At 66.8% G+C, this 26359-nt stretch carries 27 protein-coding genes; 11 read left to right on the top strand and 16 right to left on the bottom strand.

What is annotated here, in order from left to right:
• Positions 1 to 75 precede the first annotated feature (75 nt).
• The 3 genes from AC1DF4_RS06720 (at position 76) to AC1DF4_RS06710 (ending at position 2549) form a co-directional block, all read left to right on the top strand.
• Positions 76 to 639, top strand: a complete 564-nt coding sequence (locus AC1DF4_RS06720; RefSeq protein WP_476912138.1) for an NAD(P)H-dependent oxidoreductase — start codon at positions 76 to 78, stop codon at positions 637 to 639.
• A 134-nt stretch (positions 640 to 773) separates the two neighbouring features.
• A complete protein-coding gene (locus AC1DF4_RS06715; RefSeq protein WP_476912137.1) occupies positions 774 to 2066 on the top strand; it encodes an aminotransferase-like domain-containing protein in 1293 nt (430 codons plus the stop codon).
• 51 nt (positions 2067 to 2117) lie between these two features.
• Complete coding sequence (locus tag AC1DF4_RS06710) at positions 2118 to 2549, top strand: universal stress protein (RefSeq protein ID WP_476912136.1); 432 nt, start codon at positions 2118 to 2120, stop codon at positions 2547 to 2549.
• Between the two features lie 42 nt (positions 2550 to 2591).
• Here AC1DF4_RS06710 and AC1DF4_RS06705 read toward each other — a convergent pair whose 3' ends face one another.
• Positions 2592 to 4190, bottom strand: coding sequence for an AMP-binding protein (locus tag AC1DF4_RS06705; RefSeq protein WP_476912135.1), 1599 nt, complete (start codon positions 4188 to 4190; stop codon positions 2592 to 2594).
• A gap of 241 nt (positions 4191 to 4431) precedes the next feature.
• Here AC1DF4_RS06705 and AC1DF4_RS06700 point away from each other — a divergent pair, with 241 nt between their 5' ends.
• The gene (locus tag AC1DF4_RS06700; protein ID WP_476912134.1) at positions 4432 to 4770 is read left to right on the top strand and encodes a hypothetical protein; all 339 of its coding nucleotides are present in this window, start codon (positions 4432 to 4434) and stop codon (positions 4768 to 4770) included.
• Positions 4771 to 4880: 110 nt separating this feature from the next.
• Here AC1DF4_RS06700 and AC1DF4_RS06695 read toward each other — a convergent pair whose 3' ends face one another.
• From AC1DF4_RS06695 to AC1DF4_RS06645, 11 genes are all read right to left on the bottom strand, one after another.
• Positions 4881 to 5465: a flavin reductase family protein gene (locus AC1DF4_RS06695; protein ID WP_476912133.1), complete on the bottom strand. Its 585-nt coding sequence runs from the start codon at positions 5463 to 5465 to the stop codon at positions 4881 to 4883.
• Positions 5466 to 5504: 39 nt separating this feature from the next.
• Complete coding sequence (locus AC1DF4_RS06690) at positions 5505 to 6278, bottom strand: 1,6-dihydroxycyclohexa-2,4-diene-1-carboxylate dehydrogenase (RefSeq protein ID WP_476912132.1); 774 nt, start codon at positions 6276 to 6278, stop codon at positions 5505 to 5507.
• 110 nt (positions 6279 to 6388) lie between these two features.
• Positions 6389 to 7753: an MFS transporter gene (locus AC1DF4_RS06685; protein WP_476912131.1), complete on the bottom strand. Its 1365-nt coding sequence runs from the start codon at positions 7751 to 7753 to the stop codon at positions 6389 to 6391.
• Positions 7754 to 7914: 161 nt separating this feature from the next.
• Positions 7915 to 8763, bottom strand: a complete 849-nt coding sequence (catA, locus tag AC1DF4_RS06680; RefSeq protein ID WP_476912130.1) for a catechol 1,2-dioxygenase — start codon at positions 8761 to 8763, stop codon at positions 7915 to 7917.
• Between the two features lie 173 nt (positions 8764 to 8936).
• Positions 8937 to 9215 carry a muconolactone Delta-isomerase gene (catC, locus tag AC1DF4_RS06675; RefSeq protein ID WP_476912129.1) on the bottom strand — a complete coding sequence of 93 codons (279 nt, stop codon included), beginning with the start codon at positions 9213 to 9215 and terminating at the stop codon, positions 8937 to 8939.
• 54 nt (positions 9216 to 9269) lie between these two features.
• Positions 9270 to 10370, bottom strand: coding sequence for a mandelate racemase/muconate lactonizing enzyme family protein (locus AC1DF4_RS06670; RefSeq protein ID WP_476912128.1), 1101 nt, complete (start codon positions 10368 to 10370; stop codon positions 9270 to 9272).
• On the bottom strand, positions 10360 to 11265 hold the full coding sequence (locus AC1DF4_RS06665; protein ID WP_441405232.1) for a LysR substrate-binding domain-containing protein: 906 nt from the start codon (positions 11263 to 11265) through the stop codon (positions 10360 to 10362). The genes AC1DF4_RS06670 and AC1DF4_RS06665 overlap by 11 nt, the downstream gene beginning before the upstream one ends.
• A 304-nt stretch (positions 11266 to 11569) precedes the next feature.
• Entirely contained in the window at positions 11570 to 13084 is a 1515-nt protein-coding gene (locus AC1DF4_RS06660) for a dihydrolipoamide acetyltransferase family protein (protein WP_476912127.1), read from the bottom strand.
• Between the two features lie 56 nt (positions 13085 to 13140).
• Complete coding sequence (locus AC1DF4_RS06655) at positions 13141 to 14121, bottom strand: alpha-ketoacid dehydrogenase subunit beta (RefSeq protein WP_476912126.1); 981 nt, start codon at positions 14119 to 14121, stop codon at positions 13141 to 13143.
• The gene (pdhA, locus tag AC1DF4_RS06650) at positions 14121 to 15368 is read right to left on the bottom strand and encodes a pyruvate dehydrogenase (acetyl-transferring) E1 component subunit alpha (protein WP_476912125.1); all 1248 of its coding nucleotides are present in this window, start codon (positions 15366 to 15368) and stop codon (positions 14121 to 14123) included. Before pdhA ends, AC1DF4_RS06655 begins: the two co-directional genes overlap by 1 nt.
• Positions 15369 to 15515: 147 nt before the next feature.
• Positions 15516 to 16634: a histidinol-phosphate transaminase gene (locus AC1DF4_RS06645; protein WP_476912124.1), complete on the bottom strand. Its 1119-nt coding sequence runs from the start codon at positions 16632 to 16634 to the stop codon at positions 15516 to 15518.
• Between the two features lie 98 nt (positions 16635 to 16732).
• Between AC1DF4_RS06645 and AC1DF4_RS06640 the strand changes: the two genes are divergently transcribed.
• Positions 16733 to 17119 carry a phage holin family protein gene (locus AC1DF4_RS06640; protein WP_476912123.1) on the top strand — a complete coding sequence of 129 codons (387 nt, stop codon included), beginning with the start codon at positions 16733 to 16735 and terminating at the stop codon, positions 17117 to 17119.
• A 24-nt stretch (positions 17120 to 17143) separates the two neighbouring features.
• On the opposite strand, the gene AC1DF4_RS06635 is transcribed toward AC1DF4_RS06640, so the two are convergent.
• Together AC1DF4_RS06635 and AC1DF4_RS06630 are read right to left on the bottom strand one after the other, a co-directional pair.
• A complete protein-coding gene (locus AC1DF4_RS06635) occupies positions 17144 to 18493 on the bottom strand; it encodes an alpha/beta hydrolase family protein (RefSeq protein ID WP_476912122.1) in 1350 nt (449 codons plus the stop codon).
• A gap of 83 nt (positions 18494 to 18576) precedes the next feature.
• Entirely contained in the window at positions 18577 to 18948 is a 372-nt protein-coding gene (locus AC1DF4_RS06630) for a hypothetical protein (RefSeq protein WP_476912121.1), read from the bottom strand.
• Between the two features lie 163 nt (positions 18949 to 19111).
• Here AC1DF4_RS06630 and purB point away from each other — a divergent pair, with 163 nt between their 5' ends.
• The 3 genes from purB to AC1DF4_RS06615 all read left to right on the top strand — a co-directional run bounded on the left by purB (position 19112) and on the right by AC1DF4_RS06615 (position 21835).
• A complete protein-coding gene (gene purB, locus AC1DF4_RS06625; protein ID WP_476912120.1) occupies positions 19112 to 20554 on the top strand; it encodes an adenylosuccinate lyase in 1443 nt (480 codons plus the stop codon).
• On the top strand, positions 20551 to 21237 hold the full coding sequence (locus tag AC1DF4_RS06620) for a histidine phosphatase family protein (RefSeq protein ID WP_476912119.1): 687 nt from the start codon (positions 20551 to 20553) through the stop codon (positions 21235 to 21237). Before purB ends, AC1DF4_RS06620 begins: the two co-directional genes overlap by 4 nt.
• Positions 21238 to 21331: 94 nt before the next feature.
• On the top strand, positions 21332 to 21835 hold the full coding sequence (locus AC1DF4_RS06615) for a GNAT family N-acetyltransferase (protein WP_476912118.1): 504 nt from the start codon (positions 21332 to 21334) through the stop codon (positions 21833 to 21835).
• Positions 21836 to 21841: 6 nt separating this feature from the next.
• Here the strand turns inward: AC1DF4_RS06615 and AC1DF4_RS06610 are convergent, their stop codons facing one another.
• Positions 21842 to 22885, bottom strand: a complete 1044-nt coding sequence (locus AC1DF4_RS06610; protein ID WP_476912117.1) for an FAD-dependent monooxygenase — start codon at positions 22883 to 22885, stop codon at positions 21842 to 21844.
• A gap of 83 nt (positions 22886 to 22968) precedes the next feature.
• Between AC1DF4_RS06610 and AC1DF4_RS06605 the strand changes: the two genes are divergently transcribed.
• Complete coding sequence (locus AC1DF4_RS06605) at positions 22969 to 23403, top strand: acyl-CoA thioesterase (RefSeq protein WP_476912116.1); 435 nt, start codon at positions 22969 to 22971, stop codon at positions 23401 to 23403.
• A gap of 36 nt (positions 23404 to 23439) precedes the next feature.
• Here AC1DF4_RS06605 and AC1DF4_RS06600 read toward each other — a convergent pair whose 3' ends face one another.
• Positions 23440 to 23832, bottom strand: a complete 393-nt coding sequence (locus AC1DF4_RS06600; RefSeq protein ID WP_476912115.1) for a nuclear transport factor 2 family protein — start codon at positions 23830 to 23832, stop codon at positions 23440 to 23442.
• A gap of 277 nt (positions 23833 to 24109) precedes the next feature.
• Here AC1DF4_RS06600 and AC1DF4_RS06595 point away from each other — a divergent pair, with 277 nt between their 5' ends.
• Positions 24110 to 25192 (top strand): extracellular solute-binding protein, encoded by a 1083-nt coding sequence (locus tag AC1DF4_RS06595; RefSeq protein ID WP_476912197.1) that lies wholly within the window; start codon positions 24110 to 24112, stop codon positions 25190 to 25192.
• Between the two features lie 92 nt (positions 25193 to 25284).
• The gene (locus AC1DF4_RS06590; protein ID WP_476912114.1) at positions 25285 to 26352 is read left to right on the top strand and encodes an ABC transporter ATP-binding protein; all 1068 of its coding nucleotides are present in this window, start codon (positions 25285 to 25287) and stop codon (positions 26350 to 26352) included.
• Positions 26353 to 26359 lie beyond the last annotated feature (7 nt).

The raw sequence follows: 26359 nt of genomic DNA, 5'->3' as shown, positions 1-26359 counted from the left end.
TTTGTGAAGGCCGGCAAAGGCCTCCATGTTCAGCCAGCCGCAGGACCATCCGCGGCGCGACACCTAGGAGTTCACATGTCCAAGAACACCGTACTCACCCTGGTCGGCAGCCTGCGCGCCGGTTCCACCAACCAGAAGCTCGCCGAAGCCATCCAGCTGAACGCGCCGGAGCAGGTTGAGGTGCTCATCCACGACAGCCTCGGCAACATCCCGTTCTACAACGAGGACATCGACGTCGAGGGCCAGGTCCCGGCCGCCGCAGCCGCCCTGCGCGCCGCCGCGAACGACGCCGACACCCTGCTCCTGGTCACCCCGGAGCACAACGGCACTGTCCCGGCCTCGCTCAAGAACGCCATCGACTGGCTGTCACGCCCCTTCGGCGCCGGCGCCCTCAGCGGCAAGCCGACCGCCGTCGTCGGCACCGCCTTCGGCCAGTTCGGCGGCGTATGGGCCCAGGACGAGGCCCGCAAGGCCGTCGGCATCGCCGGCGCCAAGGTCCTGGAGGACGTCAAGCTGGCAGTTCCGGGCTCCATGGTCCGCTTCGCCGAGGTCCACCCGAAGGACGACGCCGAGGTTGTGGAGCAGATCAAGGGCGTCTTCGACGCGCTGGAAGAATCCCGCACGGCCTCCGCGGCATAGCCTCGCGGCGATTCCGCGCCGATTTCAGACAGCCGCTACGTGGATCCACGTAGCGGCTGTCCGTTTCCGCAGCAAAAAAACAGTTTGGAAACAAAAGTTTCCCCCGTAGCAACAAGGGTTGTATTCTGGGAGATGTGACCCACGAAACACTTGATGCCGCCGCAGAATTTCTTCCGGCCGAGGCAATTGACGCAATCGAACGTGCGGCTACGTCCGCCCACCGCCACGAGGACCTGTTCTCGGAGCGCGCAGCCAATATCAAGCAATCGGCAGTCCGCGATGTCTTCGACATCTCGATGCGCCCCGGCCTCGTGTCGCTGGCCGGCGGAAGCCCGTACCTCCAGTCCCTGCCGCTGGAGCGGCTCGGCCAGACCGCCGCAAAGATCGTCGCCGAACAAGGCATGACCGCCCTGCAGTACGGCGGCGGGCAGGGAACCGAGGAGCTCCGGACCCAGATCTGCGAAGTCATGGCCGCCGAAGGGATCCTGGACGCCAAACCGGAGAACGTGGTGATCACCGCGGGTTCACAGTCCGCCCAGGATGTCGCGACCAAGGTATTCTGCAACCCCGGCGACGTGGTGCTGGTCGAGGACCCCACTTACGTCGGCGCCCTCAACACCTTTGAGGCCTATCAGGTGGAGGTCGCCACCGTGCCGATGGACGGCGACGGCATCGTCCCGGACCTCCTCGAAGCCAAGATCGCCGCCCTGCAGACCGCCGGCAGGAACATCAAATTCCTGTATACCATCCCGAGCTTCAACAACCCTTCCGGCATCACCCTGTCGGCGGAGCGGAGGCAGCAGGTCGTTGATATATGCCGCAATGCGAATATCTTGGTTCTGGAGGACAACCCCTACGGATTGCTCCGGTTCGACGGCAAGCCCCTCACCCCGCTGCGGGCCGACAATCCGGACGACGTGATCTACATGGGGTCCTTCTCAAAGATCTTCGCGCCGGGCCTGCGGATCGGTTGGGCCCTTGTCCCCGCACACCTCCAGCGCCGCTACTACCTGGCTTCGGAGGCGGTCACCCTGTGCCCGCCCACCCTTAACCAGATGCTGGTCTCCGCCTACCTCCGCGACTACGACTGGCGCGGCCAGATCGAGACGTACCGGGGGCTGTACAAGGAACGCTGCGATGCGATGCTGGCCGCCCTCGACGAGTACATGCCGGAGGGCCTGAGCTGGACCCGGCCGGAAGGCGGCTTCTTCGTCTGGGTCTCCCTGCCCGAGGGTGTGGACACCTACCCGCTGCTGACGAAGGCAATCGACGCCGGGGTGGTCTTCATTCCGGGCGCGGCATTCACGCATTCCGACGACCCCTCCAACAAGATCCGGCTGGCGTTCAGCGCCGTCCCGCCGGAGTCCATCCGCGAGGGAGTCCGCCGGCTGGCCCCGGTCCTGCGGGAAGCCATCGCCGCGCTGTAGCCTGAGTCATTGGTGTATGGCCAGCCGTTCGTTGACCTCAAGGAGTAATTCATGACCGGAATTATTGTTGTCGGTGTTGATGGCAGCGAGACTGCCCTGAAGGCCGCGCACACCGCCCGTGACCTGGCCGCTTCGCTGGGGGCCACCCTCCACGTGGTCAGCGCCTTCGACAGCGACAGGACCGAGATCTACGGCAGCGGCAGCGACAAGTGGATCGTTTCCGACGCTGGTGACGCGGAGAAGGTCGCCCGAAGCGTTGCCGACAGCCTCCGCACCCCGGCGCTCCATGTCACGTACGCGGCCGCCCGCGGCAAACCCGCCGAGGCCCTGATCGACGAAGCGGCCCGCTCCGGTGCCCAGCTGATCGTGGTCGGCAACCGGCGGATGCAGGGACTGGGCCGCGTGCTCGGAAGCGTTGCCAACTCCGTGGCCCACAACGCACCCTGCGACGTTTACATCGCCAAGACCGACTCGGCCAGCTAGGCAGCGCCGGCGGTCCGGCGCTGCCCAGGGGGTGGCGCCGGGCTACCCGGCTGCCGCCCCTGCGGTCTTGAGCTTCCGGCGCAGGATCTTGCCGGAGGAGGACTTCGGCACGGCGTCGATGAACTCCACCCGGCGGATCTTCTTGAAGGGCGCCACCTTGGCAGCCACGTAGTCCATCACCGCGGCCTCGTCGAGCGGCTCGCCGCCGTCCGCGGGCTGAAGCACCACGAACGCCATCGGCACTTCCTGGCCGTCGGCGTCGGGCGTTCCGATCACCGCGGCATCGGCGATGCCGGGGTGCGTCAGCAGCAGCGCCTCCAGCTCCGCCGGGGCGATCTGGTAGCCCTTGTACTTGATCAGTTCCTTGAGCCGGTCGACGATCGTAACCACGCCGTCGGCGTTCACGGTGGCGATGTCCCCGGTGTGCAGGAAGCCGTCGGCGTCGAGGGTGTCGGCCGTTTCCCCGGGCCGGTTGAGGTAACCGAGCATCACGTTCGGTCCCCGGCAGAGCAGGTGGCCGGGCGCGCTGGTGCCCTCCGCCGGGACCTCAATATCGTCCCCGGTGGCTGGATCCAGCAGCCGGCAGTCCATGTTGGGAACGGTGTAGCCGACCGAGCTGACGGGCAGGTCCGCGGCGTCCACCGGAATCAGGTGGGACACCGGGCTCATCTCCGTCATGCCGTAGCCCTGCAGGACGCGGCAGCCAAGGCGTTCGGCCAGCCTGCTGCCCAGTTCGCCGTCGAGCGGCGCCGCGCCGGACAGCGTCGTGTGCACCGAGCTGAGGTCGTACTCGGCCACCATCGGATGCTTGGCCAGGGCCACGGCCACCGGTGGGGCGATGAACAGGTAGCTGCATTTGTGGTGCTGGATGATCCGCAGGAACTCGGCCAGCTCGAACTTCGGCATCGTGACCAGGCAGGCACGCTGGCGCAGGGCGAGGTTCAGCAGCACGGTCAGTCCGTAGATGTGGAAGAACGGCAGCAGTGCCAGCAGCCGGTCCTCCGGGGTGACTTTGAGCAGCCCGCGGGACTGCTCCGCGTTCGCCACGAGGTTCCGGTGGCTGAGCATCACGCCTTTGGGCCGGCCGGTGGTCCCGGAGGAGTACGGCAGCACGGCCACGTGGGTGGCGGGGTCGAAGCTGACGACCGGTGCCGGCGCGCCGGAGGTCAGCAGGTCCCGCAGCGACGGGTGGCCGGCGGCGCCGTCGAGGACGACGAGCCTGCCGGCCGGGATCCCGGCCCGGGCGGCGGCTTCCTGGGCTGCGGGGAGCAGGGCCGAGACGGTGAACAACCACTCCGCGCCGGCGTCGGCAAGCTGGAGGGCGATCTCGTCCGCCGTGTACAGGGAGTTGACCGTGGTGACCGTCGCGCCGGCGCGCAGCAGCCCGTGGAAAACCACGGCGAAGGCCGGGATATTGGGGCAAAGGATCGCCGCGACGCCGTGGACGCCCAGTCCCTGTGCCGCCACGGCTCCGGCGACGGCGTCGATCTGCCCCACCAGCGTCCGGTAGCTGGTCTCCGCACCGCTCGTGCCGTCGACGACGGCGATCCGGTCCAGGTCCGCCTCCTCCAGACCGCCAAAGAGGTAGTCATAGAGGCTGACATCGGGAATTTCCACATCGGGGAACGGGCTGGAAAACACGCAACATCTCCTTTGATCCGCGTCCGCCGGGCTGGCGGGGGCTGGTGCCACTCTAGTGCCGCCGTGCCGCCGTGGACAGGACAATGCCGGAGTGGGCAGGACCGGCCGTTGACGCGGGTCACCACGCCCAGTGGGCAGCCTCACGCGGAATCCAACCCGCCGCGGCACTGTGCCGGCGGTAAAATTGGAGGTGCCCCCAACGGTGTGGACATCACACTTTTCTCAGTTCAGGGGATGAAAAATGCTTACACTTCCGCGCCGCCAGTACGTTGGCCACGACATTCTCCTGGCCCGGCACGGCAACCACATCAGCACCATGCGCGTCGACCGCCAGTCCGGCCGCGTCGTCGCCTATCTTGACGACGGGTCCGTGGACAGCGCCCCCAATATGATCTCCCCGGGGTTGCGCATGCCCGACACGGTGCGGAGCATCCTCCGCGAAGACTGGAAGTTCTTTGCCGTGATGACCGCGTGCACCACAGGCTTCGCTGGCGCGATGACCGCCGCCGCCATCGCCCTGGCCGGGTTCGCCGGCGACCCGGGCATGGCCGAACTGCTGACGGCCTACCAGGGAACCTAGCCCCTCACCGCCGTCGCCTCAACCACGAACCCCGCCACTGAGCATGTCCAACGGCGGGGTTCTGCGTTTGCTCCGACTGGGCTGTGGCAACCCTGCATGACCCGGGCAGGCTAGGGGGACTTTGGGGCATGCAGCGGCGTGAAGGAGTTGGATCCCGCGAACCAGTCCGATTCGGGGTCACCTGCGGTGTGATGCCACCGGGCTCCCTCGACGCGGCGTCCCATCGTGCGGAACTCACCGCCGAAGAACACGAGCGGGTCCCGCTGGGTGATCTCCATGGCAATGACCTCACCGACAACAATGATGTGGTCGCCGCCGTCGTAAATGTTCCAGGGCCGGCACTCAAGCGTGGCGGCATTCCCGGCCAGCACCGGTACGTTGCCGTCGAGAGTCCATTCCGGTTCCGTGCCGACGGCTTTACCGGCAAAGTGCCGGGCCGCATCGACCTGTTCGAGGGAGAGGATGTTGATGGCGAACGGGGCACCCTCCAGGTACCCTGCGGCGCGCGAGGCCCGGGTTAGCGTGACCTGGGCAAGCGGCGGGTCGAGGGATACCGCGGTGAAGGCGTTGACCGTGGCGCCGTGCGGAACGCCGTCGTCCGTCCGGGTGGTGACTACGGTGACACCTGTAGCGAACGTGCCGAATACCTGGCGCAGTTCCCGCTTTTCGATGCTTCCCATGACGTCCTGCGTCATCGATGTCTCCTTCCTGCTGTTTGTTCGGACCGGGCGGAGTTATCCGAGGTCCCCTCCGCCCACCGGCAGGACAACACCAGTGATGTAACTGGCGTCGTCAGAGGCCATGAACAAGATCGGGGCGGCTTGCTCGTCAAGCGTGCCGTACCGCTTGAACAGGGTGCTTTCGGTGGTCTGGTCGACAATCTGCTGATACCAAATCGCTTCCTGGTCCGACTGCGCGTCGGGATTGCGGGGCACCTTGCGTGGCGGGGCCGCGGTGCCGCCGGGCGCCGTCGCCACTACGCGGATCCCGTGCGAAGCGGCTTCGAACGCCAGTGACGCGGTCAGCGCGTTGACCCCGCCCTTTGCCGCCGCGTACGGCACGCGGTTGATGCTGCGCGTGGCTATCGAGGAGACGTTCACGATGACCCCGGCCGTCCGCTCGACCATGTGCGGCAGCACGGCACGGCAGCACCACAATGTGGGGAAAAGAGAGCGCCGCACTTCGGCCTCGATTTCGTCTTCCTGATAGTGCTCGAAGGGCTTGGCCCAGATCGTGCCGCCAACATTGTTAATCAGGATGTCGATCCGTCCAAACTCCGCCAGCGCGTAGGCCATCAGGTCCGCGGCGCCCGCATAAGTTTCCAGATTGCAAAGGAAATACCGGGCAGGAGCACCACCGGCAGTCAACTCGACACACACCTCCGTGACCAGCTCCGACCGGTCCGCCAGTACCACGCTGCCGCCCTCGGCGGCAATCTTCCGGGCGACGACTGCACCGATCCCTTGGGCGGCACCTGTAACTACTACAACCTTGTTGGTAAAACGCATTGCTGTGTGTCCTTGCTTGTCAGTTGCTGCCAATTCATGGCTGGCAGGTGCCCGCCGCGCGTAACGTGATGCCGCGGCGGCGGGCACTGCCCGCCTGTCTCCTGCCCGCGCTAGCTGACGGCTTCACGTTCCAGTGGCGTCGCCGTCGGTGCAGGCTCGGCCTGGACAGCCTTGCTCCGCACCAGGAGAGTGGCCAGTCCGGCGAGGACCAGCGGAACAGCGAGAGCCATGAAATATCCGGAGACGCCCAGCCCCGTAAGGATGACCCCGCCGAGGGCCGAGCCCACGATGGAACCAAGACGGCCAATGCCGATTCCCCAGCCGGTAGCCGTGGCACGAAGTTGAGTGGGGTAGGCGTTGGCGATCAGGTAATTCAGGGCCAACTGCTGGCCGCCAATGCCGAAGCCGGCCAGCCCGATCAACACGAACACCAGCGCAAAGTTGGAGCCGGCCAATCCAAGTCCAATCGCGATGACGATCCCCGCGCCAAACATGACGAGCAGCAGCTTCCGGGGGTTTACCTTGGGCAGGAGGATGGACAGCGGGATTGCAAAGAGGATGAACGCGCCGTTGACGGTCACGGTGCCCATGGCGGCCTGGGAGCCTGCCAGCCCCAACATCTTGAGTGCGGTGGGCATCCAAAGCAGCAGCAGGAACCACGCGATCCAGTTGAGCAGGTAGGTGGCAAAGACTGCGATGGTAACCATCCGGTACCTGGCTGAGAAGAGTGCTGCAACGGAACTGCGCTCCTCCGCTTTGTCATTTGTCGTCAGTACGGCATCCGGACTGACCGGGCCGCCGGAGACCGCTGCCATAATCTGACGCGCCTCTGCGTCGGCTGCGGGCGTGCCCTTAGCTGCCAGGAAGACCGGCGATTCGGAGAGCAACCTCATGCAAATCAAGACCATGGCCAACGGCAGCACACCCCCGACCAGAAATATTCCGCGCCAGCCCAAGACGGGCAGCCAGGCCGCTGCCACAAGCCCGCCGAGCAGCGCGCCGCCAGGCAGGCCCAGCAGCACCAATGTCATGAACGTGCCGCGTCGGGATTTGGGGCTGTACTCTGCCGTCAAAGCCAGCAGGGCAGGCGTGGCGCCGCCCATGCCGAGGCCAATGAGGAAGCGCAGAATGACAATCTGCTCCAGCGATTGGGCGAATGCGCCAGCAAGGGAGAACACGCCAAAAAGTGCCAGCGCGAGCAAGATGGTTTTCTTACGACCGATGCGGTCCCCGAACGTGCCAAGGGACATGGCGCCCACGCACATGCCAACAGTGCTGGCGGTGATCACCCAGGTCATGTCAGTGGCCTTCAAGCCAAAGTCTTCGGCGATCGCCGGACCGATGAATGCGATGGACTGCGTGTCGAATCCGTCCAGCAATGCGATCACGAAACAGAGGACGACGATGGACCATCGTTTGTATCCCATGGGCGTGTTGTCGATAACGTCCTGGACGTTATAGGCGAGTTTAGTCACCGGTAACTCACTTTCGTGTGAATGTTCTGACCCGACTGATCCGGGATCCGTGCGGCTGCGGCACCTGCATTTTGGGCAGGGGGCATCACGGCGGGTGTTGGGAATGAATTTTGGGTCGACCCCAGGGCGGGACGATTCCGGCCCCGGGATCGGGAAAGGGCTTAGCCCTGGGGGTCGAGAACGAAGTTGTAGGTGACTTCGCGGCCCTTGCCGTCGGCGCGCTCGGTGGGGGCGAGGACGAGTTCAGGCTTCACGGCCGAGGCAATGTCGTCGGCCACGTGCTCGTCGCCTTCGAAGTAGAGCTGGGTGGTGATGAGCTGGTGCTCGGGGGCGGAGACCTTCAGGTGCAGGTGGGCGGGCCGCCATGCGTGCCAGCCGGCCGCGGCGATGAGAGCACCGCATGCCCCGTCGGTGGGGATCTGGTACGGCGCGGGCTGCATCGTGTTGATCTGGAAGTTGCCCTGGGCGTCGGCGGTGATGGAGCCGCGGAGGTTCCATTCGGGCAGTCCGGGGGCGAACTGGGAGTAGAAGCCTAGGTCATCGGCGTGCCACAGCTCGATCAGGGCACCGGCGAGCGGCTCGCCGTCGACGTTCGTGACCTGGCCCTGGAACAGCAGCGGAGTGCCGGGTTCGTCGTCGCGCATGGGCAGGGTGGCCGGGGTGTTGAGCGAGGGCGCGTCCGGGATGTAGTAGGGCCCTTCGATGCTGCCCTTGGAGCCGTGGCGGTTGGCGTTGGCGACTTCCTCGACGGAGTGTTCCACCCAGACGTCCAGGAACAGCGGCCATTCGCCGTCCTCGCCGACCTGGATGAGCCAGGCTTTGAAGGCGTTGTACTCCTCGTACGTGACTTTTTCGTCCAGGACGGTGTCGTTGATCGCCTTGATGACGCGGCCGGCGAGGGTGCTGACCCGCTCCTGGCTGGTGCTGGCGGCAATCTGCTTGTTCTCCCGGAAGCGGGCAGTTGCCCCCGCGCCCGAGGAGGCTGCTGTGGCTTCGGTTTCCGTTGTCATGGTGACTCCCTTGTCAAAAGAACGATAGTAAGAACGGTTGTCGATGGGCGCCGGACTGCGCGTCGTGCGGTGCATCACATCCGGTGTTGTTTCCACGGTAGGCCCGGAATTGATCGGGGGGAAATACCTATTTCGCTCTCATTGAAAGCTTTTAGATATGAATCCGGCGGTGCCTATTCGACGGCGGACGGGTGCTTGGCGAGCGGCGTCACCTTGATGTCCATGAACGGGAAGAGCGGCAGTCCGGAGAGCAGGGTGTGCAACTCGTCGTTGTCCGCGACGTCGAACACCGAGTAATTGGAGTACTCGCCCACGACCCGCCACAAATGGGCCCAGCGTCCGTCGCGCTGGAGCTGCTGGGAGTAGTCCCGTTCCTCCGCCTTGATGGCGTCTGCGCGCTCCTTGGGCATGTCCAGCGGAATGATGACGTCCATGCGGACCAGGTACAGCATGTGGTTCTCCTTGCGGTGTCGGGAAATCGGAGGGAAGGATGTGGGCAGAACGGCTTAGTCTTGGCGGTACTTTCGCAGCTTGTCGGCGTCGATGGCCGCGCCGACGCCGGGGACCTCACGGACCCGGATGGCGCCGTCGGCGATCTTCAGCGGTTCGGCGAGGAGGTCGTCGGTCATGTCCAGGTAGTTGGAGAGTTCCCCTGCACGCCGGGAGGTGGCCTCGAATGCCGCTCCAAAGGTGACCGTGGCGAGGCTGCCGACCTGGGTGTCGATCTGGTTGCCCATGGTGACGTCCACACCGAGCCCCTCACAGAGGCCGAGGATCTGCTGGGCTTCTGTGAAACCGCTGCGTGCGGTCTTGATGCAGATCGCGTTGCTGCCGCCTGAAAGCAGCTCCCGGGAGACGTCGCCCAGGGTGGGAACGCTTTCGTCGCCCACGATCGGGATACTCGAGTTCTGGACCAGCCGGCGGCGGCCCAGGGCTTCGCCGGCGTCGCACGGTTCCTCCAGCATGGACAGGCCGAGGCCCTCGGTCCGGCGGAGGACCTCCATGGCCTCATTAGCCGTCCATCCGCGGTTGGCATCGAGGTAAATCTCTGTGTCCGTTCCGAGTCCCTCCCGCAGGACATGGCAGGCCTCGACGTCGAGGGAGAGCGGCCGCCGTCCGGTCTTCAGCTTGAACGTGTTGATGCCGTAGGTTTCGCGGAAGCGGAGCGCTTCTTCGAGGAGCTCGGCGGCGGGCTTGAAGCCAAGCATGTGGGAGACCCGCATGCTGTCCGTGAAGCCGCCCAGCAGTTTGTGCACCGGCGCGCCCAAGGAGATTCCGATGACATCCCAGAGCGCGATGTCCAGGGCGCCCTTGGCCGTGGGGTTATTGACCGTGCGACGGAGCAACTGCTGGACCTTTGAGCGGTCCAGTGGGTCCAGCCCGATGAGCTGCGGGGCAAAGACCTTGGTCACCACCGAGACGATCGAGTCCTGGGTTTCGCCGTAGGTGTAGGGGCGCGGCGGGGTGTCGGCGACACCACAGATGCCGGTATCCGTGTAGATCCGGACCAGCACGTGGTCCGCGGAGGTCACCTCACCGCTGGCGAACTTCAGCGGGCGCGCGTAGGGGATCGAGTACGGGATGGCCTCAATGCGTTCAATTTTCACGGCTGGGTTCCTTTGGCGCGGCTGTGGGCAGGGAGTCGAAAAGTTGCAGGAAACTGCGCAGGAGGGGCGTTTCGGTGTTGCGGTTCCACGCGACCGCGAGGTCGACCGGCGGCGGGTTGCGCAGCGGGCGGAACACCACGCCCTGGAAGGAGAACATCCTGGACGTCATTGGCACCAGGGCGATCCCCATCCCGGCGGCAACGAGCGAGAGGAGAGTCGAGGTCTCCCTCGCTTCCTGGACAAGCCGGGGCTGGAACCCGGCCTTGCGGCAGGCGTCCACCACGATGCTGCTGACGGCGGAATAGCTCGGATAGCCGATGAAGTCCTGGCCGGCGAGGTCCGCCAGCTCGAGGATCCCGGTGTCAGCCAGCGGTGAATCGGCCGGGAGTGCGGCGACCAGCTGATCCTGTTCCAGCAGTTTGAGCGCAACATCTCCGGAACGGACCGGCGGCCGGAGGACAGCGACGTCGATCCGGCCCTCCTCCAGCGCGGACTCCATTTGTGGTGTCAGCATCTCGCCCTGAACGGTGATGCGGAGGCCCGGAAGGGCGCGGCGGGCGGCCTGGACGATGCTGGGCATGAGCCGGTAGGTGGCGGTCCCGGTGAAGCCGACGCGGATGACGCCGGTGGCGCCGGCGCCGACCTGCTTGACGTCCTCCTCGAGAGACTCCAGTTCCTGGAGCAGCAGCCGCCCCCTGTCCAGGAGGACCTGCCCGGCAGGCGTGAGGTCAACCTTGCGGGTGGTGCGCAGCAGCAGGGGCGTGCCGAGCTGTTCCTCGAGCTGCCTGATCTGCTGGGACAGCGGCGGCTGGGCCATGTGCAGCCGCTGGGCCGCGCGGCCGAAATGGCGCTCCTCGGCCACGGCAATGAAGTACTTGAGGTGGCGCGTCTCCATTGAAGCTCCCGGGCAGCTCGGAGCAGGCGAAATGCCGTGCTCAGATCAGCTTAGGAGGACCTATTAGTAAGGGGAAATATCTATTTCGAAGCTATTGGGACGTTTTGCATATCAAAGGCCCCGGTGGTCCAAGCGGGGAGCGGGGCCTCGCGACGTTCCTGCCCGGTTACCGGCCGCGGGTAAGCGTTCCAGCCCCGGCGCGCCGCGGAAATGCGCGGGCGCCGGGTGGGCACGGCCGAGGTAACTGGGCAGGAGCGTCGCCGGAGTGCAATCAGCGGAGTCCGGACGGAGGCCGGGCGTGGGCTCAGTCCAGCAGCAGTGCGGGCTCTTCCAGGATCGACGCGACGTCGGCCATGAACCGCGCCGAGAGGTCGCCGTCCACCACCCGGTGGTCGAAGGAGCCGCCGAGGGTGGTGATCCAGCGCGGAATCACTTCGCCGTCGAGGACCCAGGGCTTCTGCTTGATGGTGCCGAAGGCCACGATGGCGACTTCGCCGGGGTTGATGATCGGCGTGCCGGTATCGATCCCCAGGGCGCCGATGTTGGTGACGGTCAGGGTGCCGCCCTGCATCTGGGCGGGCTGGGTCTTGCCTGCCCTGGCGGTGGTGGCGAGGTCATTCAAGGCCAGCGCCAACTCCTTGAGCGAGAGATCCTGGGCGTTCTTGATGTTCGGGACCATCAGGCCGCGGGGCGTTGCCGCGGCGATCCCGAGGTTCATGAAGTGCTTGACGTGGATCTCGGCGGAGTCGGCGCCGTCCGGGTCGTCCACCCAGGTCGCGTTGACGCTGGGGTTGCGGGCCGCGGCCCAGATCACCGCCTTGGCCAGGATCAGCAGCGGGGAAACCTTGATGCCTTCGAAATCGCGGGAGGCCTTGAGCCGCTTGACGAACTCCATGGTCCGGCTGGCGTCGACGTCGACGAAGATGCTCACGTGCGGGGCGGCGAAGGCCGACTCGACCATGGCCCTCGCGGTGGCTTTGCGGACGCCCTTGACCGGGATCCGTTCGATCCGCTGTTCCTGCGGCCGGCCGGTCTTGCCCCAAAAGCTGTCCGCCTTGTCCACCTCGGCGTCGCGCTGGGCCTGGTAGCTGACCAGATCCTCGCGGGTCACTTCGCCGCGGGCACCGGTGGGGATGACGTCCGACAGGTCGATGCCGAGGTCGCGGGCGATCTTCCGCACGGGCGGCTTGGCCAGGACCCTGCTGACGAGGCCGCTGATGGCGTCGCCGAGGGTGGGGCGCTGGTCGATGCTGTCCGCAGCGGCCGGGCGTTCCGCGTGGGTGACGGCTTCCGGGCTGATCCAGATGTCGTGCGCCTCACTCCCCACCTGCGGGACGGGAGCGGCGACCGGGACCGTAGAAGCCGCCGTTGTCGCCGCCGGGGCAGTGACCCGCCGGCGGCGCTTGACGGCGTCGGCCTTAGGGCCGGAACCGACCAGGGGACCGCCGGCCGGGCGCCCGGCGGATTCCCCGGCGTCGGACGTGTCCGCCTCCAGCTTCCCGTACATGGGTGCCTCAACCGGCGCAGTAGCGGGCTCGACGGCGGCAGTCGGGGCGGCGGGCGTGGCGCCGGAGGGCGCTGCGTCGCTCACGCTGATGATGGGGGTTCCGACGTCGACTGTCACGCCCTCCTTGACCAGCAGTTCCGTGACGGTTCCGGCAAACGGGGACGGCAGTTCGACGAGGGACTTGGCAGTCTCGATCTCACAGATGACGTCATTGACGGCCACGGTGTCGCCCGCCTTGACCTTCCAGGAGACGATTTCGGCCTCGGTCAGCCCTTCGCCCACGTCGGGGAGGTTGAACTTATGGAGAGTCATGGTGTCCTTGATTTGGGAGGCGTCTCAGTACGGGGGCGTCAGCAGGAAAGGGCCGGTCAGTAGGAAAGAGCACGGTCCAGTGCCTCAAGGAGGCGGTCGATGTCCGGGAGGTAGTCTTCCTCCACCTTCGCCACCGGGTAGGGCATGTGGAAGCCGCCGACTCGGATGACGGGTGCCTCGAGTGAGTGGAAGGCACGTTCGCTGATCCGGGCAGCGATTTCGCCGCCGATTCCGCCGAAGGTCGGGGCCTCGTGGGCAACAATCAGCCGGCCCGTTTTTTTGACGGATTCGGTGACGGTGTCGAAGTCGATCGGCGAGATGGAACGCAGGTCGATCACCTCGACGCTGTGGCCGTCCTCGGCAGCGGCGTTGGCCGCGGCCAGGGCCACCGGCACCAGCGGGCCGTAGACCACCACGGTGGCGTCGGTGCCTTCGCGGAGCACGTGGGCTTTGAACGGGTCGGCGGAGTGTCCGGGGGCTTCCGTGTCCACCTCGCCCTTGAGCCAGTACCGGCGCTTCGGCTCGAAGACGATCACGGGGTCCTGGCAGTCGACGGCCTGCTGGATCATCCAGTAGGCGTCGTGCGGGTTGGACGGGGTGATGATGCGCAGGCCGGCGGTGTGCGCGAACAGCGCTTCCGGGGACTCCGAGTGGTGTTCGATCGAGCCGATTCCGCCGCCATACGGGATCCGGATGACCACCGGCACGGTCAGGTTGCCGTTGCTGCGGGAGTGCATTTTGGCCAGCTGGGTGGTGATTTGGTTGAAGCCCGGGAACACGAAGCCGTCGAACTGGATCTCGCAGACGGGGAGGTAGCCGCGCAGGGACAGCCCGATCGCGGTGCCTATGATGCCGGACTCCGCCAGCGGGGTATCGACGACGCGGTCGGCGCCGAACTCGGCGATGAGGCCGTCGGTGACCCGGTAGACACCGCCCAGGGGCCCGATGTCCTCGCCCATCAGCAGGGCACGGGGGTTGTTGGTCAGCGTTGCGCGCAGGCCTTCGTTGATGGCCTTGGCAATGGTCATGGTTGTCATCAGTTGGCCGCCTCCGTGTCGGCAGGTTCCGTCTCGTCGGCGAATCCTGCGCTGTACTCCTCGAACCAGGCCAGCTCTTCGGCCACGAGCGGGTGGGCCTCAACGTAGGTGTTGGCGAAGGCTGTCCGGATGTCCGGTGTCTCCAGATCGTGGGTGGTCTTGCGGACGTACGCGGCGAGTTCGTCGCCGTCGGCCCTGACCTGTTCGAAGAAGGCGTCGTCGGCGAGACCTTCGGCGCGGAGGTACTTCTCGAGGCGCTCCAGCGGATCCTTGGCCCGCCAGCGGCCTTCCTCGGCGGATTCCCGGTACTTGGTGGGATCGTCGGCCGTGGTGTGCGCGCCGACGCGGTAGGTGAAGGCCTCGATCAGCACGGGCCCCTCGCCCTGGCGGGCACGTTCCAGCGCCCACTCGGTGACGGCGTGGACGGCGATCACGTCGTTGCCGTCCACCCGGATTCCGGGGAAGCCGTATCCCTTGGCGCGGTTGGCGAGCGGGACGCGCGTCTGCACGGAGCTGGGGACGGAGATCGCCCAGTGGTTGTTCTGGCAGAAGAACACCACGGGGGCCTTGTAGGAGGAGGCGAACACCATGGACTCATGGACGTCGCCTTCGGAGCTGGCCCCGTCGCCGAAGTAGACCATCACGGCAGCCTTTGGCTCCGTTGCCTGGCCGGCTGTTCCGTCGGCGAGTGCGGCGGACGCGGCGAACTTCTGGTCGCGCTGGATGCCCATGGCGTACCCCACGGCATGCGGGGTCTGGGCGGCGAGGACCAGGGTGTAGAGGTGGAAGTTGGTGTCCTTGGGGTTCCAGCCGCCGTTGGAGACCCCGCGGAACTGGCGCAGCAGCTCGGCCAGGTCCACGTTGCGGGTCAGCGCGACGCCGTGCTCGCGGTAGGTCGGAAAGATGTAGTCCTGCGGCTGGCTGGCACGGCCGGAGCCGATCTGGGCGGCTTCCTGCCCGGTCAGCGGAACCCACAAGGCCAGCTGGCCCTGCCGCTGCAGGGCGGTTGCCTCCACGTCGAAGCGGCGGATTTTCGCCATGTCGGCATAGAAACCGCGCAGTTTCTCCGGGTCGAGCCGCTCGGCGTATTCCGAGAAAACGGGATCGGAGCCGAGCGTGCCGTCGGGAGCAAGGAGCTGCACCATCGGCTCGGCAGGATCGCCCATGCGGGCTTCGGCTTCCGCCTCGAGCTGGTCCTCTATGTCGGTTCCGTCGAACTCGGTAGAGGGCAGATGTGTGGCGCCCATACCGTCTCCTTGCTTGCCGCATCCGAATGCGCCGCAATCGCTGGGATATATGCCGGACCGGTTATACATTCCCGGTCCGGCATATATTTTGGCTTACTCGTCCCTACTTTAGCCGCAGCGTGCCGGCCGCGGCCGTCATGTTAAGCGCTAGGAACGCCGCGGCGCTTTTGTATAGATCGCACAGAGTTCCAGGAAGCGGGTGTTGGCTTCGGTTTCGCCGATGCTGACCCGCACCCCCTCGTTGGCGAAGGCGCGCACCGAAAGGGCCCTCTCCCCCGCAAGGGCGGCGAATTCCGCGCTGTCGGCGCCGAGGTTGAGCCACACGAAGTTGCCTTGGGCCTCGGGCACGAACCAGCCCAGGTCCCGCAACCCGGCGGTGACACGGTCCCGTTCGTCCACGAGGCTTTGTACCCTTTCTACAACCTCGCCGAAGTGCTCCAGCGACGTCACGGCCGCAGTCTCGGCGATCTGGGAAACGGCGAAGGGTGTGGCTGCGACGCGCAGGTGCTGCGTGAGGTCGGGCTGGGAAACGCTGTAGCCGACCCGCAGCCCGGCAAGGCCGTGGGCCTTCGAGAAGGTCCGCAGGACAACAACGTTGGGGTACTTCCGGTACATTTCGATGCCGTCGACGGCGTGTTCGTCGCGGACGAACTCCTGGTATGCCTCGTCGATGACCACCACGACGTCGGAGGGGACCCGCTTGATGAAGCCCTCAGTTTCCTCGGTGGTGAGGATAGGACCGGTGGGGTTGTTGGGCGTGCACAGCAGGATCATCCGGGTGCGCGCGGTCACGGCTTCGGCCATGGCGTCGAGGTCGTGGCGGCCGTCGCCGGTCAGCGGGATCCGGACGCTCTCGGCGCCGGCCAGCCCGACGCAGATCGGGTATGCCTCGAAGGAGCGCCACGCGTAGATGACCTCGTCGGGCTTGCCGTCGTCGTTCTGCCCGGCAAAGGTGGCCAGCAGCTGGTTGAGTGCCCCGAGGCTTCCGGCGCCGGTGACGATGTCCTCGGCGGGGACGTCCAGGAACTCGGCCAGTTTGCCGCGCAGCCTGCTGCTCAGCGGATCCGGGTAGCGGTTGAAGTCGGTCTGCGCCGCGATGGCCTGCTGCACTGCAGGGATCGGGGGGAGCGGGTTTTCGTTGGAGGAAAGCTTGTAGCTGGCCAGGCCCTCGACGGGGACGGGCGGCTTGCCGGCCGCGTAGCGGGGAAGGAGGTCTACCACCGGGCGGGGCCGGATGCCCCCGGCCGTGTTCTCAGAAGAAGTCATGCCAACCAGCCTACTTCGGGTCCGCGCCGCAGTAGGCTGGTTGGAATAGGGGGATATGGTCCCTGCCGCTGCCGGCGGGGATATGACAGCATGGGCCCATGCGCTCATTCATCGTTCGCGTCATCATCAACGGGCTGGCCCTGGCAATCGCGTGCTGGATCCTCACCGGGCTGGATATAACCACTGCGGGCAATGGCACCATGAGCATCATTCTGGGCTACCTGTTCATCGGCCTGATCTTCGGCCTCGTCAATGCCTTCGTCAAACCCATCGTCAGCCTGTTGTCGCTGCCGATCACCATCCTCACCCTGGGCCTCTTCACGGTGGTCATCAACGCCGGCATGCTCTACCTGACGTCCTGGATCAGCAGCTACACCACCGTGCATTTCACGATTGACAGTTTCTTCTGGACCGCGGTGTTCGCAGCCCTCATCATTAGCGCCATTTCCCTCGTAGCCAGCTTTCTTCCCGCGCTCGACCGGTAGGCAAAGGGACAGGACCAGCCCGGGCTAGGCTGCAGGCTGCTGCGGGCGGTCTGCGGGTTTTCCTCCAGGACTGCGCCGTGGCCCCGGCGCCTCGGGCCTTCCTTCCCGCCCCGGCGGCATCGCTTCACGCCGCAGGGAAAACCGCGTCACGGTGGCCGTGCCGCCCGCCCCGACCACGGCAGCGAGCGCGGCGGTCGACGCCTCCAGGGATGGATCCCGGCTTGCCACGACTTCCCGGGCGCCGTCTGCGTACCGTCCCATGGCGTGGCCGGGACCCAGGCCCGGCCCCAGCCATTCCGGTCCGGGGATCGGACTGGTCAAAGTGACAGTCACGCGGTCCTTTGTGTCCGGGTTGGGCAGTCCGTCCGCCCCGGGCACCCAGTCCGCTTCATGCTCCAGGTGCAGGCTGCCGATGCCGCCCGCAGGCTCGATTCCGCCCACCGGGGACCCCGCGGTCAGCACGAACTTCAGGTCGTAGTCGGCCAGGAACGCCTTGTCCCGGGCCAGGTTCATGGCGTGGATGCCGCCCTGGCTGTATCCGACGGCGGCCACCTGGTCTCCCGCCTCGGCGCCGGCTTCCGACAGGGCCCGGCGGATGGCCGCGGCGGTCTCGGCCGAGTCGTAGCCGAGGCCCTCTGCGATGCCGCCGGCGTCGAAGGGGTTGGTGCCCTGCGGCAATCCGTCCAGCTGCGTTCCTGGGATAACCACCACCCAGGCTCGGCTGCCGGGCTCCCCCAGCCCGAGGACCTCGATATCCCCGCTGTTCCGGCCGACGGCTTCGGCACGCAGCAGCAGCCCGGCCGGTGAGACGTCGGCCTCCTCGCGCCAGGTTTCCTTGCCGATGATCCGGACCGGCCGGGGGCGCAGGAACTCCAGGCCGGGAGCGTTCGTCAATCCGCGGACCGCGCCCCTCACGTCGCCGTCGGGCCCTCCTGCCGCGGTCTGGCCGGGGGGCAGTCCGAGTAACTGCGCCAGCCTTGCCGGCGCCAGCCCTACCTCGTCCTCGACGGTGTCGCGCAGCGTCACCGGAGGCAGGCCGAACAGCCCCCACAGGGGCCCGTACGCCGGGCCGGTCCGGCCGATCCGCAGAACCAGCGCGTTCCGCGCTTCCGCGAACTCGTACTCCCGGTGGCTCGCCCGGACTGCGCTGACCAGACCCTCGAGCTCCATCCGGACGCGACGGACGTCCCGGGCCGCCTCCCCGACGGCGACAATCGCACTGCTGCCGCTGGTGTACGAGTCGTACTGGTACGCAAACAGGGCGCGGCGCACGGCTTCCGCCTCCTCGTCCACGGCCGCCAGCTCCCGCACGATCCCGTCCAGTGCCGATGCCCCGGCGAGCAGTTCCTCGAACTGGAAACTGAGTCCGCCCACTCCGCCCCGGATCCGCAACATCCCGTCCACTGACGGGACTGGGACGGGCGCAGCACCGGAGCCAGCCGGCGTGGCTTCCGCCATCAGCCCGGCCGGCCCGGGGACTGCACCACGTTCTGGGCATGCCGGAGGACCAGGGTGACAGCCTCCTGCAGGGCCGTCCGGCTGCGGCGCAGGGATGAGGCCTGCAGGGACAGGGCAGTCCGGTAGGCCCGGCCCGCCGGGGACTGCCAGCTCCCCATTTCCACGCTGGCCAGCCGGGCGAGCACGGCGTCGGCGTTGTCCGCGCAGGCGGCCACACGGGCCGCCAGCTGCTGGACCTCGTAGCTCCGCGATGCGCACGCCGCGGCATCGGAAGCCAACACGGCCCCGGCCGTTCCGCCACTGCCCGTGCCGGAGCTGCCGGTCGAGCTTCTTGCGGAGGCGGCGCTGATACTGGCTACTCCGGTGGTCATACCATCGACGCTAGGGTCCCTGCCGCGCAGGCTGAAGTACCCCGCTTCCCCATGTGGACAACCCGGCAGGGCACCGCTCGGCGAACGGGGGTACAAACCCGTCCCCAAGTCACATGGATCAGCGCACTTAAGGCCCGGCGGGACTTCGTGAAAGAATCGGGACATGCCTGAAACTGCCGCCACAGCTGACACCCGCACGCCGTCCGGACGCCTGGCCCTCGCCGCGTCCGCAGAACAGATCGCGCTCGGCCCGCTGGACGGCCGGTACCAGTCCGCCGTCGCGCCGCTGGTCGACTACCTCTCGGAGGCCGCCCTCAACCGCGACCGGGTCGCCGTCGAGGTCGAATGGCTCATCCACCTCACCGGCAACAATGTGCTGCCCGGCGCCGGCCCGCTGACCGCGGAGCAGCAGGACAAACTCCGCGCCATCGTCACCGAGTTCGACGCCGGCTCGGTCGCCGAACTGGCCGACATCGAAGCCGTCACCGTGCACGACGTCAAAGCCGTCGAGTACTACATCGGCCGCCGCCTGCCCGGCATCGGCATCGAACACCTGACCGCACTGGTGCACTTCGGCTGCACGTCCGAGGACATCAACAACCTCTCCTACGCCCTGGGCGTCAAGGGCGCCGTGGAGGATGTCTGGCTCCCCGCCGCCCGCAAGCTCGTCGCGCAGATCAGCGCGATGGCGGAGGCCAACCGCGCCGTGCCGATGCTCTCCCGCACGCATGGCCAGCCGGCCACCCCCACCACGCTCGGCAAGGAACTGGCCGTCATCGCGCACCGCCTGACCCGCCAGCTGGACCGCATCGCCCGCACCGAATACCTCGGCAAGATCAACGGCGCCACCGGCACCTACGCCGCGCATGTGGCTTCCGTCCCCGGCGCCGACTGGGAGCAGGTCGCCCAGGGCTTCGTTGAAGGCCTGGGCCTGAGCTGGAATCCGCTGACCACGCAGATCGAAAGCCACGACTGGCAGGCGGAACTGTACGCCGACGTCGCGCGGTTCAACCGGATCCTGCACAACGTCTGCACCGACATCTGGAGCTACATCTCGATCGGCTACTTCGTGCAGATCCCGGTCGCGGGCGCCACCGGCTCCTCCACCATGCCGCACAAGGTGAACCCGATCCGCTTCGAAAACGCCGAGGCCAACCTGGAGATCTCCTCCGGCCTGCTGGACGTCCTGGGCTCCACCCTGGTCACCTCCCGCTGGCAGCGCGACCTCACCGACTCCTCCTCGCAGCGCAATATCGGCGTGGCATTCGGCCACTCGCTGCTCGCCATCTCCAACGTCGCCAAGGGACTGGACCGGCTCAAGGTTGCGGAGGACGTGCTGGCCGCGGACCTTGACACCAACTGGGAAGTCCTGGGCGAGGCCATCCAGATGGTCATGCGCGCGGAGGCCATCGCCGGCGTCGAAGGCATGGAAAACCCGTACGAGCGGCTTAAGGACCTGACCCGCGGGCAGCGCGTCGACGCGGCCAGGATGCAGGAGTTTGTCCAGAGCCTGGGCCTGTCCGCGGACGCCGAAGCCCGGCTGCTGGCGCTCACCCCCGGCAAATACACCGGCATCGCGGACAAGCTGGTGGACCACCTCGCATGAGGCTCCTGCTCATCCGCCACGGCCAGACGCCCGGAAATGTCCTGGGCCAGCTGGACACCGCCCACCCGGGCCCCGGGCTGACCGAGCTCGGGGAGCGGCAGGCCGCCGTCCTGGCGCGGTCGCTGGCGAATGAACAGATCGATTCCCTCTATGCCTCCACGCTGATCCGCACGCAGATCACTGCCGCACCGCTCTCAAGCGCCCGCGGCCTGGAGATCGAGGTGCTGGAGGGTCTGCACGAGATCGAAGCCGGCTCCCTGGAGAAGCTCACCGACAAGGCATCGCACCTGCGCTACCTGGGAACGGTGTTCGGGTGGGCGGACGGGGAACTGGACCGCAGGATGCCGGGCGGTCCCAGCGGGCACGAGTTCTTCGAACGCTACGATGCCTCGATCGCCCGGATCGCCGCCGCAGCAGCCTCCGGCACAGGCGCGGCGTCCGGCGGCGCCGGAACGGTGGCCGTGGTCAGCCACGGCGCCGCGATCCGCGTCTGGGCGGGCCTTCGGGTCCGCAACATGGAGGCGGGCTTCGCCGCCCGCCATGTCCTCGCCAATACCGGGATTGTCGCGCTGGAAGGGGATCCCGGCGCCGGCTGGCGGCTCATCCACTGGGACGACAGCCCCGTGGGCGGCCTGGCGCTGGTGGATCCGACGGCGGAGGACCCCACCGGCCGCACGCTGTAGCCGAATTCTCCGAACCCTAACGCGCAGGAAACACGGCCGAAACCGGCGCCGCCTAGCCTTAATCTGCATAACCCTTCGGCGAAGCGAGGCAGCCATGCAGACGAATCCGCGGCTCAACATCCGGCAGGTCACCTGGGCCAACCCGGTGGGCGCGGACCTCCGCGCCGCCCAGCAGGCCGAACTCGATGCCCGCTTCGGCACGAACGACCACGAACCCGGCCCGCCGCCGTCGGAGGCTGACACGGCAGTGTTCCTCGTCGCCCACGACAAGGCGTCCGGGCAGCCGGTGGGCTGCGGCGGCCTGCGCATCCTGGACAAGCACACGGCCGAGATCAAACGGCTTTATGTGCTCCCGTACACCCGCGGCTCGGGCGTGGCCAGCTCCATCCTCGCGGCCCTTGAGGCGCATGCCCACTCGCTCGGCATCACGTCCATCACCGCGGAGGCCGGCTCGGTGCAGACTGACGGGCGGCAGTTCTACGAGAATTCGGGCTTTGTCCCGGTGCCGAACTTCGGGCCGTACATCGGGGTGGAACACTCCTACTGCTACGCGAAGGCCATCGACTCGCACAGCGCAGCGCACACGGCCATGGCCTGAGCGGCGTCAACGTTCGACGGCGGCAGTGCCCCATGGCCTGTGGGCCAGCCGCAGCAGGCCGTCGCGCAGCGGCTGGGCCTTTTCCGCGAGCGCCAGCCGGGCCATGGCGGCCGAGGCCACGCGCAATGCCTGGCTGCGCAGCAGTCTCCGCCGGTTGTAGGTCCGCAGGGCCTCCGGAAGCGGCCTCGTATTGAGCAGATCCGCGAGGATTGCCGCGTCGATCAGCGCCTCGCAGGCACCGCGCCCCAGATTCGGCGTCATGCCGTGCGCCGCGTCCCCCACCAGCACCGCGCCGTCCCGCTGGTAGCTGCCCGGAAATGGCACTGTCCAGACCCGTTGAGCCAGCGTCTCCCCCGGCGCCGCTGCCGACAGGACGCGGTCAATGGCGGCAGCCCGGCCGGAAAAGCGCGCGCGCGTCAGGGCCAGGGCCTCGTCGACGCCGACGCCGGCAGGCCCCAGGTCCGACCGGTAGGAGGCGTACCAGTAGGTCCGGCCACGGGACGCCGGCGCTATCCCGAACAATTGCCCGCGGCCCCAGTATTCACCGCCGCCGCCAGGCGGGACCGCACCGTCGATGATGCCGCGCAGCGCAAGATAGGGCGTGAGCCTGGCCCTGGTGCGTTCGCCCCAGACACTCCGGCGGACAATGCTGTGCACCCCGTCGGCGCCGACCACCAGGCCCGGCCGCGGCACCGACGCCACCGGGCCGTAGGCCCTGACCACCGAGGCGGGGACCGCGGCGTCCAGCAGCCGGAGCAGGTCCGCGCGGGACACCCCGAGAACTCCCGATGGCCGGGCCGTAAGCAGGGCGTTTCCGGATCCGTCGCGGAGTGCCATGCCGCCAAACCCTGAGCCGGCCGCCCGGACCGCCGGGAGAACACCCACCTGATCCAGGGCCCGCTGGGCTTCCGGCCACATGGCCAGGGACGTCTCCACCGACGGCGGCTCCTCCCGCCGCTCGTGGACGGTCACGCGAAAGCGCACGGGGTCAAGGCATGCGGCGAGCGCCAGTCCCGCGATGCCGCCGCCGACAACCGACAGAGCCTCCATGCCCCGAGTCTACGGCCGGCGCCGGGTCCCGCAGGATCCCGTCACACAGGGCCCGCCGGGCAGCCGTCGGCTAACCTCGCACTATGGAACCGGCCGACATCACCTTCCGCACCCGCAAGTGGGTGCGGCCCGAAGACCTCAACGCGAACGGCACGCTGTTCGGCGGAAGCCTGCTGAAGTGGATCGACGAGGAAGCGGCGATCTACGCGATCTTGCAGCTTGGCAACGGCCGGGCCGTCACCAAGTACATTTCCGAAATCAACTTCGTGAGCTCGGCAGTCCAGGGCGATCTGATCGAGATGGGGCTGACCGCCACCCGCTTCGGCCGGACGTCACTGACCATGCGCGCCGAGGTACGGAACATGATCACGCGCCAGAGCATCCTCACCATCGAGGAAATCATCTTCGTGAACCTCGATCCGCACGGCAAGCCCGCACCGCACGGGTACACCGAGATCACCTATGACCGGGACCGGATCCCGACGCACCACCTCACGGAGACGCTCGAAGAGGACTAGCCGGGCGCTCCGGTGCCCTGGGCGCGGCCCGCTCGATTAGACCCAGAAATCGTCCGCCTTCGCCGAGTCCTCGAAGTACTCCCGGCCCTCGGCGATCTTCCCGTCACGGACCACGAACGTGATGACGGTTCCCATGTCGAGCGTTTTGCCGTTGCTCTCGCCGTGGGTCTGCTGGATCGCGACCGTGTGGTTTTCCCCGCCGACGATTTCCTCGACATTGGCCTGGAAGTTGCCCTGGGTACGCGCTCCCAGTTCGCCGAAGTACGCCAGGATGGCGTCACGGCCCGTTTTCGTCCCCGACAGCACGCCGCTTCCGGCCACGTGCCAGACTGCGTCCTCCGCGAACAGTTCGCTGAGGGCCGCCATATCCCCGGTGTTGAAGGCCTCGTACCCCCGCCGGACCAGTTCAACATTTTCTGCGGTTCCCATTTCGGGCACCTCCGTCTTCCTTGTCGGGTTTTTTGGGACGGCTTAAGGCTATTCCCGGCACGTGGGCCTGTCGATGGCCCGGATGTTCACAGCGTGTTTGGGCCTGGGGCGCACATCGTTTACCCGGACACACCAGACTCGGTGGCCCAGGACAGCTATTTTATCGATTTGATAGTCATAACCCCTCGATTCGGGTGGCGTCCGCTATAGGCTGGCCGGACAAATGCCATCTGGCCCCGTTCAGAAATGAGTCTCACTCGTGCGCAGATTGAAAACCATGGTTGCCGGCGCCGTCGCCGTCGCCCTCCTTTCCGGTTGTGGAGCGGGCGCCGCGGCCCCCGCCCCGTCCGGAGCCGCTACCGGGCCGGCCGCCGTCGCCCCCTCGGGACCGCCGTCCGGCGAGACGCTGATCGTCTACACCAACTCCAACGGTGAAGGCCGTGGCGAATGGCTGACGAAGAAGGCGGCGGAAGCCGGCTTCAAGATCGAAATCGTCGGTGCCGGCGGCGCGGACGCCACCAACAAGCTGATTGCGGAGAAAAACAACCCGATCGCGGACGTAGCCTTCGGCTTGAATAACATGTACTTCGAGCAGATCAAGGCCGCCGGCGCGATCGAGCCGTACACGCCGTCGTGGTCCGGGGACGTCGACACCGCCAAGGGCGACAAGTCGGACAGCAAGGCTTACTGGCCGCTGGTGCAGCAGGCCATCCTCCTCGGCTACAACTCCGAAAAGTTCAGCAAGGACGAGGCCCCCAAGGACTGGACCGACCTGTGGGCCCAGGACAAGTTCAAGTCCCGCTACGAGCGCGTCACCGGTGTGGGCACCGCCACCGCACAGCTGGTCTTCGCCAGCATTCTGACCCGATACAAGGACGACGGCGGCGATCTGGGCGTCTCGGACGAGGGCTGGAAGCAGATCGAAGGCTACTTCAAGAACGGCACCCCGGCTGTCGCCAAGACCGACCTCTTCGCCCGCATCTCCTCGGGAGAGACGGACATGGGGCAGATGCCGTCATCGATCATCACCGAACGCGAAAAGACGTTCAAGGTCAACGTCGAGACCGTCATGCCGTCCGTTGGCGTGCCGCTGGCCATCGAGCAGGTGGCCCTGGTCAAGGGAACGGACAAGCAGGACGAGGCCCTCAAGTTCATCAACTGGTTCGGCAGCGCTAAGACGCAGGGTGAGTGGTCCCAGCAGTTCAACTCGATGCCGGTCAACAAGGCAGCGGTCGCGCAGGCCAAGCCGGAGGTCGTCGAGTTCTTCAACACGCTCAAGCAGCAGGACATTGACTGGAACTTCGTGCAGGAAAACATGGGCAAGTGGGTTGAAAAGATCGAACTGGAATACATGAGCTGACCTCGGGCGGGCGGCGGCCGGCCAGCCGGCTGCCGCCCGCGCCACTCCCCGTTGAAAACCCCGCTTCGCCGCTCAGCACAAGACAGGCCGCCATGATCCGTTTCGAGAACATCAAAGTCACCTTCGGCGACTTCACCGCCATTCCCAACCTCGATCTCCAGGTGGAGCCGGGGGAATTCTTCACGCTGCTGGGACCATCGGGCTGCGGAAAGACAACCGCCCTGCGCACGCTGGCGGGGTTCATCGAGCCGTCTGCCGGCGAGGTCTTCGTCGACGGGAAGGCGGTCACACGGCTCCCGAGCGACAAGCGCCAGGTCGGCATGGTGTTCCAGAACTATGCGCTGTTCCCCAGCATGAGCGTGTGGGAGAACATCGCCTTCGGCCTCCGCGTCCGCAAAGAGAAGCCGGCCGAGAGCGACCGCCTCGTCCGCGACATCGCCCGGCGGGTCGACCTGTCCGAAGACCAGCTGCGCAAGAACGTGGCCGAGCTGTCCGGCGGGCAGCAGCAGCGCGTCGCCGTCGCCCGGGCGCTTGTCCTGCAGCCCAAGATCCTGTTGCTCGACGAGCCACTCTCCAATCTGGACGCCAAACTGCGCCACCAGCTCCGGCAGCAGCTCAAGGACCTCCAGAGCGAATTCGGCATCACCACGGTCTACGTCACCCATGACCAGGACGAGGCTCTTGCCATGAGCGACCGGGTGGCCGTTTTCAACAAGGGGGTAGTGGAGCAAATAGGCACTCCACAGAGCATCTACGATGAATCGGCCACCGAATTCGTCTGCAATTTCATCGGGGACAGCTCCCGGCTCACCGCCGAATTCGTCGCGGAACTGAACCGGCAATCAAGTCACGCCCTCGATCCTGCGGCCAGCTCCTACCTGCGCGTGGAAAAGGCGTCACTCGACCCCGCCGCCGGCAACGGCACAGCTGTCCCGGTGCAGGGAACCGTGGTCTCGAAGACCTACCACGGCCTGCACAGCCGGTACGTCGTCCGTTGCCACGGCGCCGATATCCGGTTGCTGGTCAAGGAAGACGGCGGGACGCACCCCGCCACAGGCAGCAAGGCTACCGTTTACGTCCAGCCCGCCCACGTCCTCCAGTACCACCCGGACACCGGGGCCTCCCTCCGGAGCCGGCTGCAGGAAGTGACCAGCCTGTGAGCACTCC

Source organism: Arthrobacter sp. 05N429 (assembly GCF_056397045.1).
This window is presented reverse-complemented; position numbering and strand designations above follow the sequence as displayed.

Bases quoted from the DNA above. Each gene is read 5' to 3' on its own strand.
- AC1DF4_RS06590 (WP_476912114.1), top strand. From the start codon at position 25,285: ATGATCCGTTTCGAGAACATCAAAGTCACCTTCGGCGACTTCACCGCC.
- AC1DF4_RS06695 (WP_476912133.1), bottom strand. From the start codon at position 5,465: ATGACGCAGGACGTCATGGGAAGCATCGAAAAGCGGGAACTGCGCCAG.
- AC1DF4_RS06600 (WP_476912115.1), bottom strand. From the start codon at position 23,832: ATGGGAACCGCAGAAAATGTTGAACTGGTCCGGCGGGGGTACGAGGCC.
- AC1DF4_RS06660 (WP_476912127.1), bottom strand. From the start codon at position 13,084: ATGACTCTCCATAAGTTCAACCTCCCCGACGTGGGCGAAGGGCTGACC.
- catC (WP_476912129.1), bottom strand. From the start codon at position 9,215: ATGCTGTACCTGGTCCGCATGGACGTCATCATTCCGCTGGACATGCCC.
- AC1DF4_RS06665 (WP_441405232.1), bottom strand. From the start codon at position 11,265: ATGGAGACGCGCCACCTCAAGTACTTCATTGCCGTGGCCGAGGAGCGC.
- pdhA (WP_476912125.1), bottom strand. From the start codon at position 15,368: ATGGGCGCCACACATCTGCCCTCTACCGAGTTCGACGGAACCGACATA.
- AC1DF4_RS06700 (WP_476912134.1), top strand. From the start codon at position 4,432: ATGCTTACACTTCCGCGCCGCCAGTACGTTGGCCACGACATTCTCCTG.
- AC1DF4_RS06655 (WP_476912126.1), bottom strand. From the start codon at position 14,121: ATGACAACCATGACCATTGCCAAGGCCATCAACGAAGGCCTGCGCGCA.
- AC1DF4_RS06595 (WP_476912197.1), top strand. From the start codon at position 24,110: ATGGTTGCCGGCGCCGTCGCCGTCGCCCTCCTTTCCGGTTGTGGAGCG.
- AC1DF4_RS06620 (WP_476912119.1), top strand. From the start codon at position 20,551: ATGAGGCTCCTGCTCATCCGCCACGGCCAGACGCCCGGAAATGTCCTG.
- AC1DF4_RS06615 (WP_476912118.1), top strand. From the start codon at position 21,332: ATGCAGACGAATCCGCGGCTCAACATCCGGCAGGTCACCTGGGCCAAC.
- purB (WP_476912120.1), top strand. From the start codon at position 19,112: ATGCCTGAAACTGCCGCCACAGCTGACACCCGCACGCCGTCCGGACGC.
- AC1DF4_RS06710 (WP_476912136.1), top strand. From the start codon at position 2,118: ATGACCGGAATTATTGTTGTCGGTGTTGATGGCAGCGAGACTGCCCTG.
- AC1DF4_RS06645 (WP_476912124.1), bottom strand. From the start codon at position 16,634: ATGACTTCTTCTGAGAACACGGCCGGGGGCATCCGGCCCCGCCCGGTG.
- AC1DF4_RS06720 (WP_476912138.1), top strand. From the start codon at position 76: ATGTCCAAGAACACCGTACTCACCCTGGTCGGCAGCCTGCGCGCCGGT.
- AC1DF4_RS06605 (WP_476912116.1), top strand. From the start codon at position 22,969: ATGGAACCGGCCGACATCACCTTCCGCACCCGCAAGTGGGTGCGGCCC.
- catA (WP_476912130.1), bottom strand. From the start codon at position 8,763: ATGACAACGGAAACCGAAGCCACAGCAGCCTCCTCGGGCGCGGGGGCA.
- AC1DF4_RS06630 (WP_476912121.1), bottom strand. From the start codon at position 18,948: ATGACCACCGGAGTAGCCAGTATCAGCGCCGCCTCCGCAAGAAGCTCG.
- AC1DF4_RS06690 (WP_476912132.1), bottom strand. From the start codon at position 6,278: ATGCGTTTTACCAACAAGGTTGTAGTAGTTACAGGTGCCGCCCAAGGG.
- AC1DF4_RS06640 (WP_476912123.1), top strand. From the start codon at position 16,733: ATGCGCTCATTCATCGTTCGCGTCATCATCAACGGGCTGGCCCTGGCA.
- AC1DF4_RS06610 (WP_476912117.1), bottom strand. From the start codon at position 22,885: ATGGAGGCTCTGTCGGTTGTCGGCGGCGGCATCGCGGGACTGGCGCTC.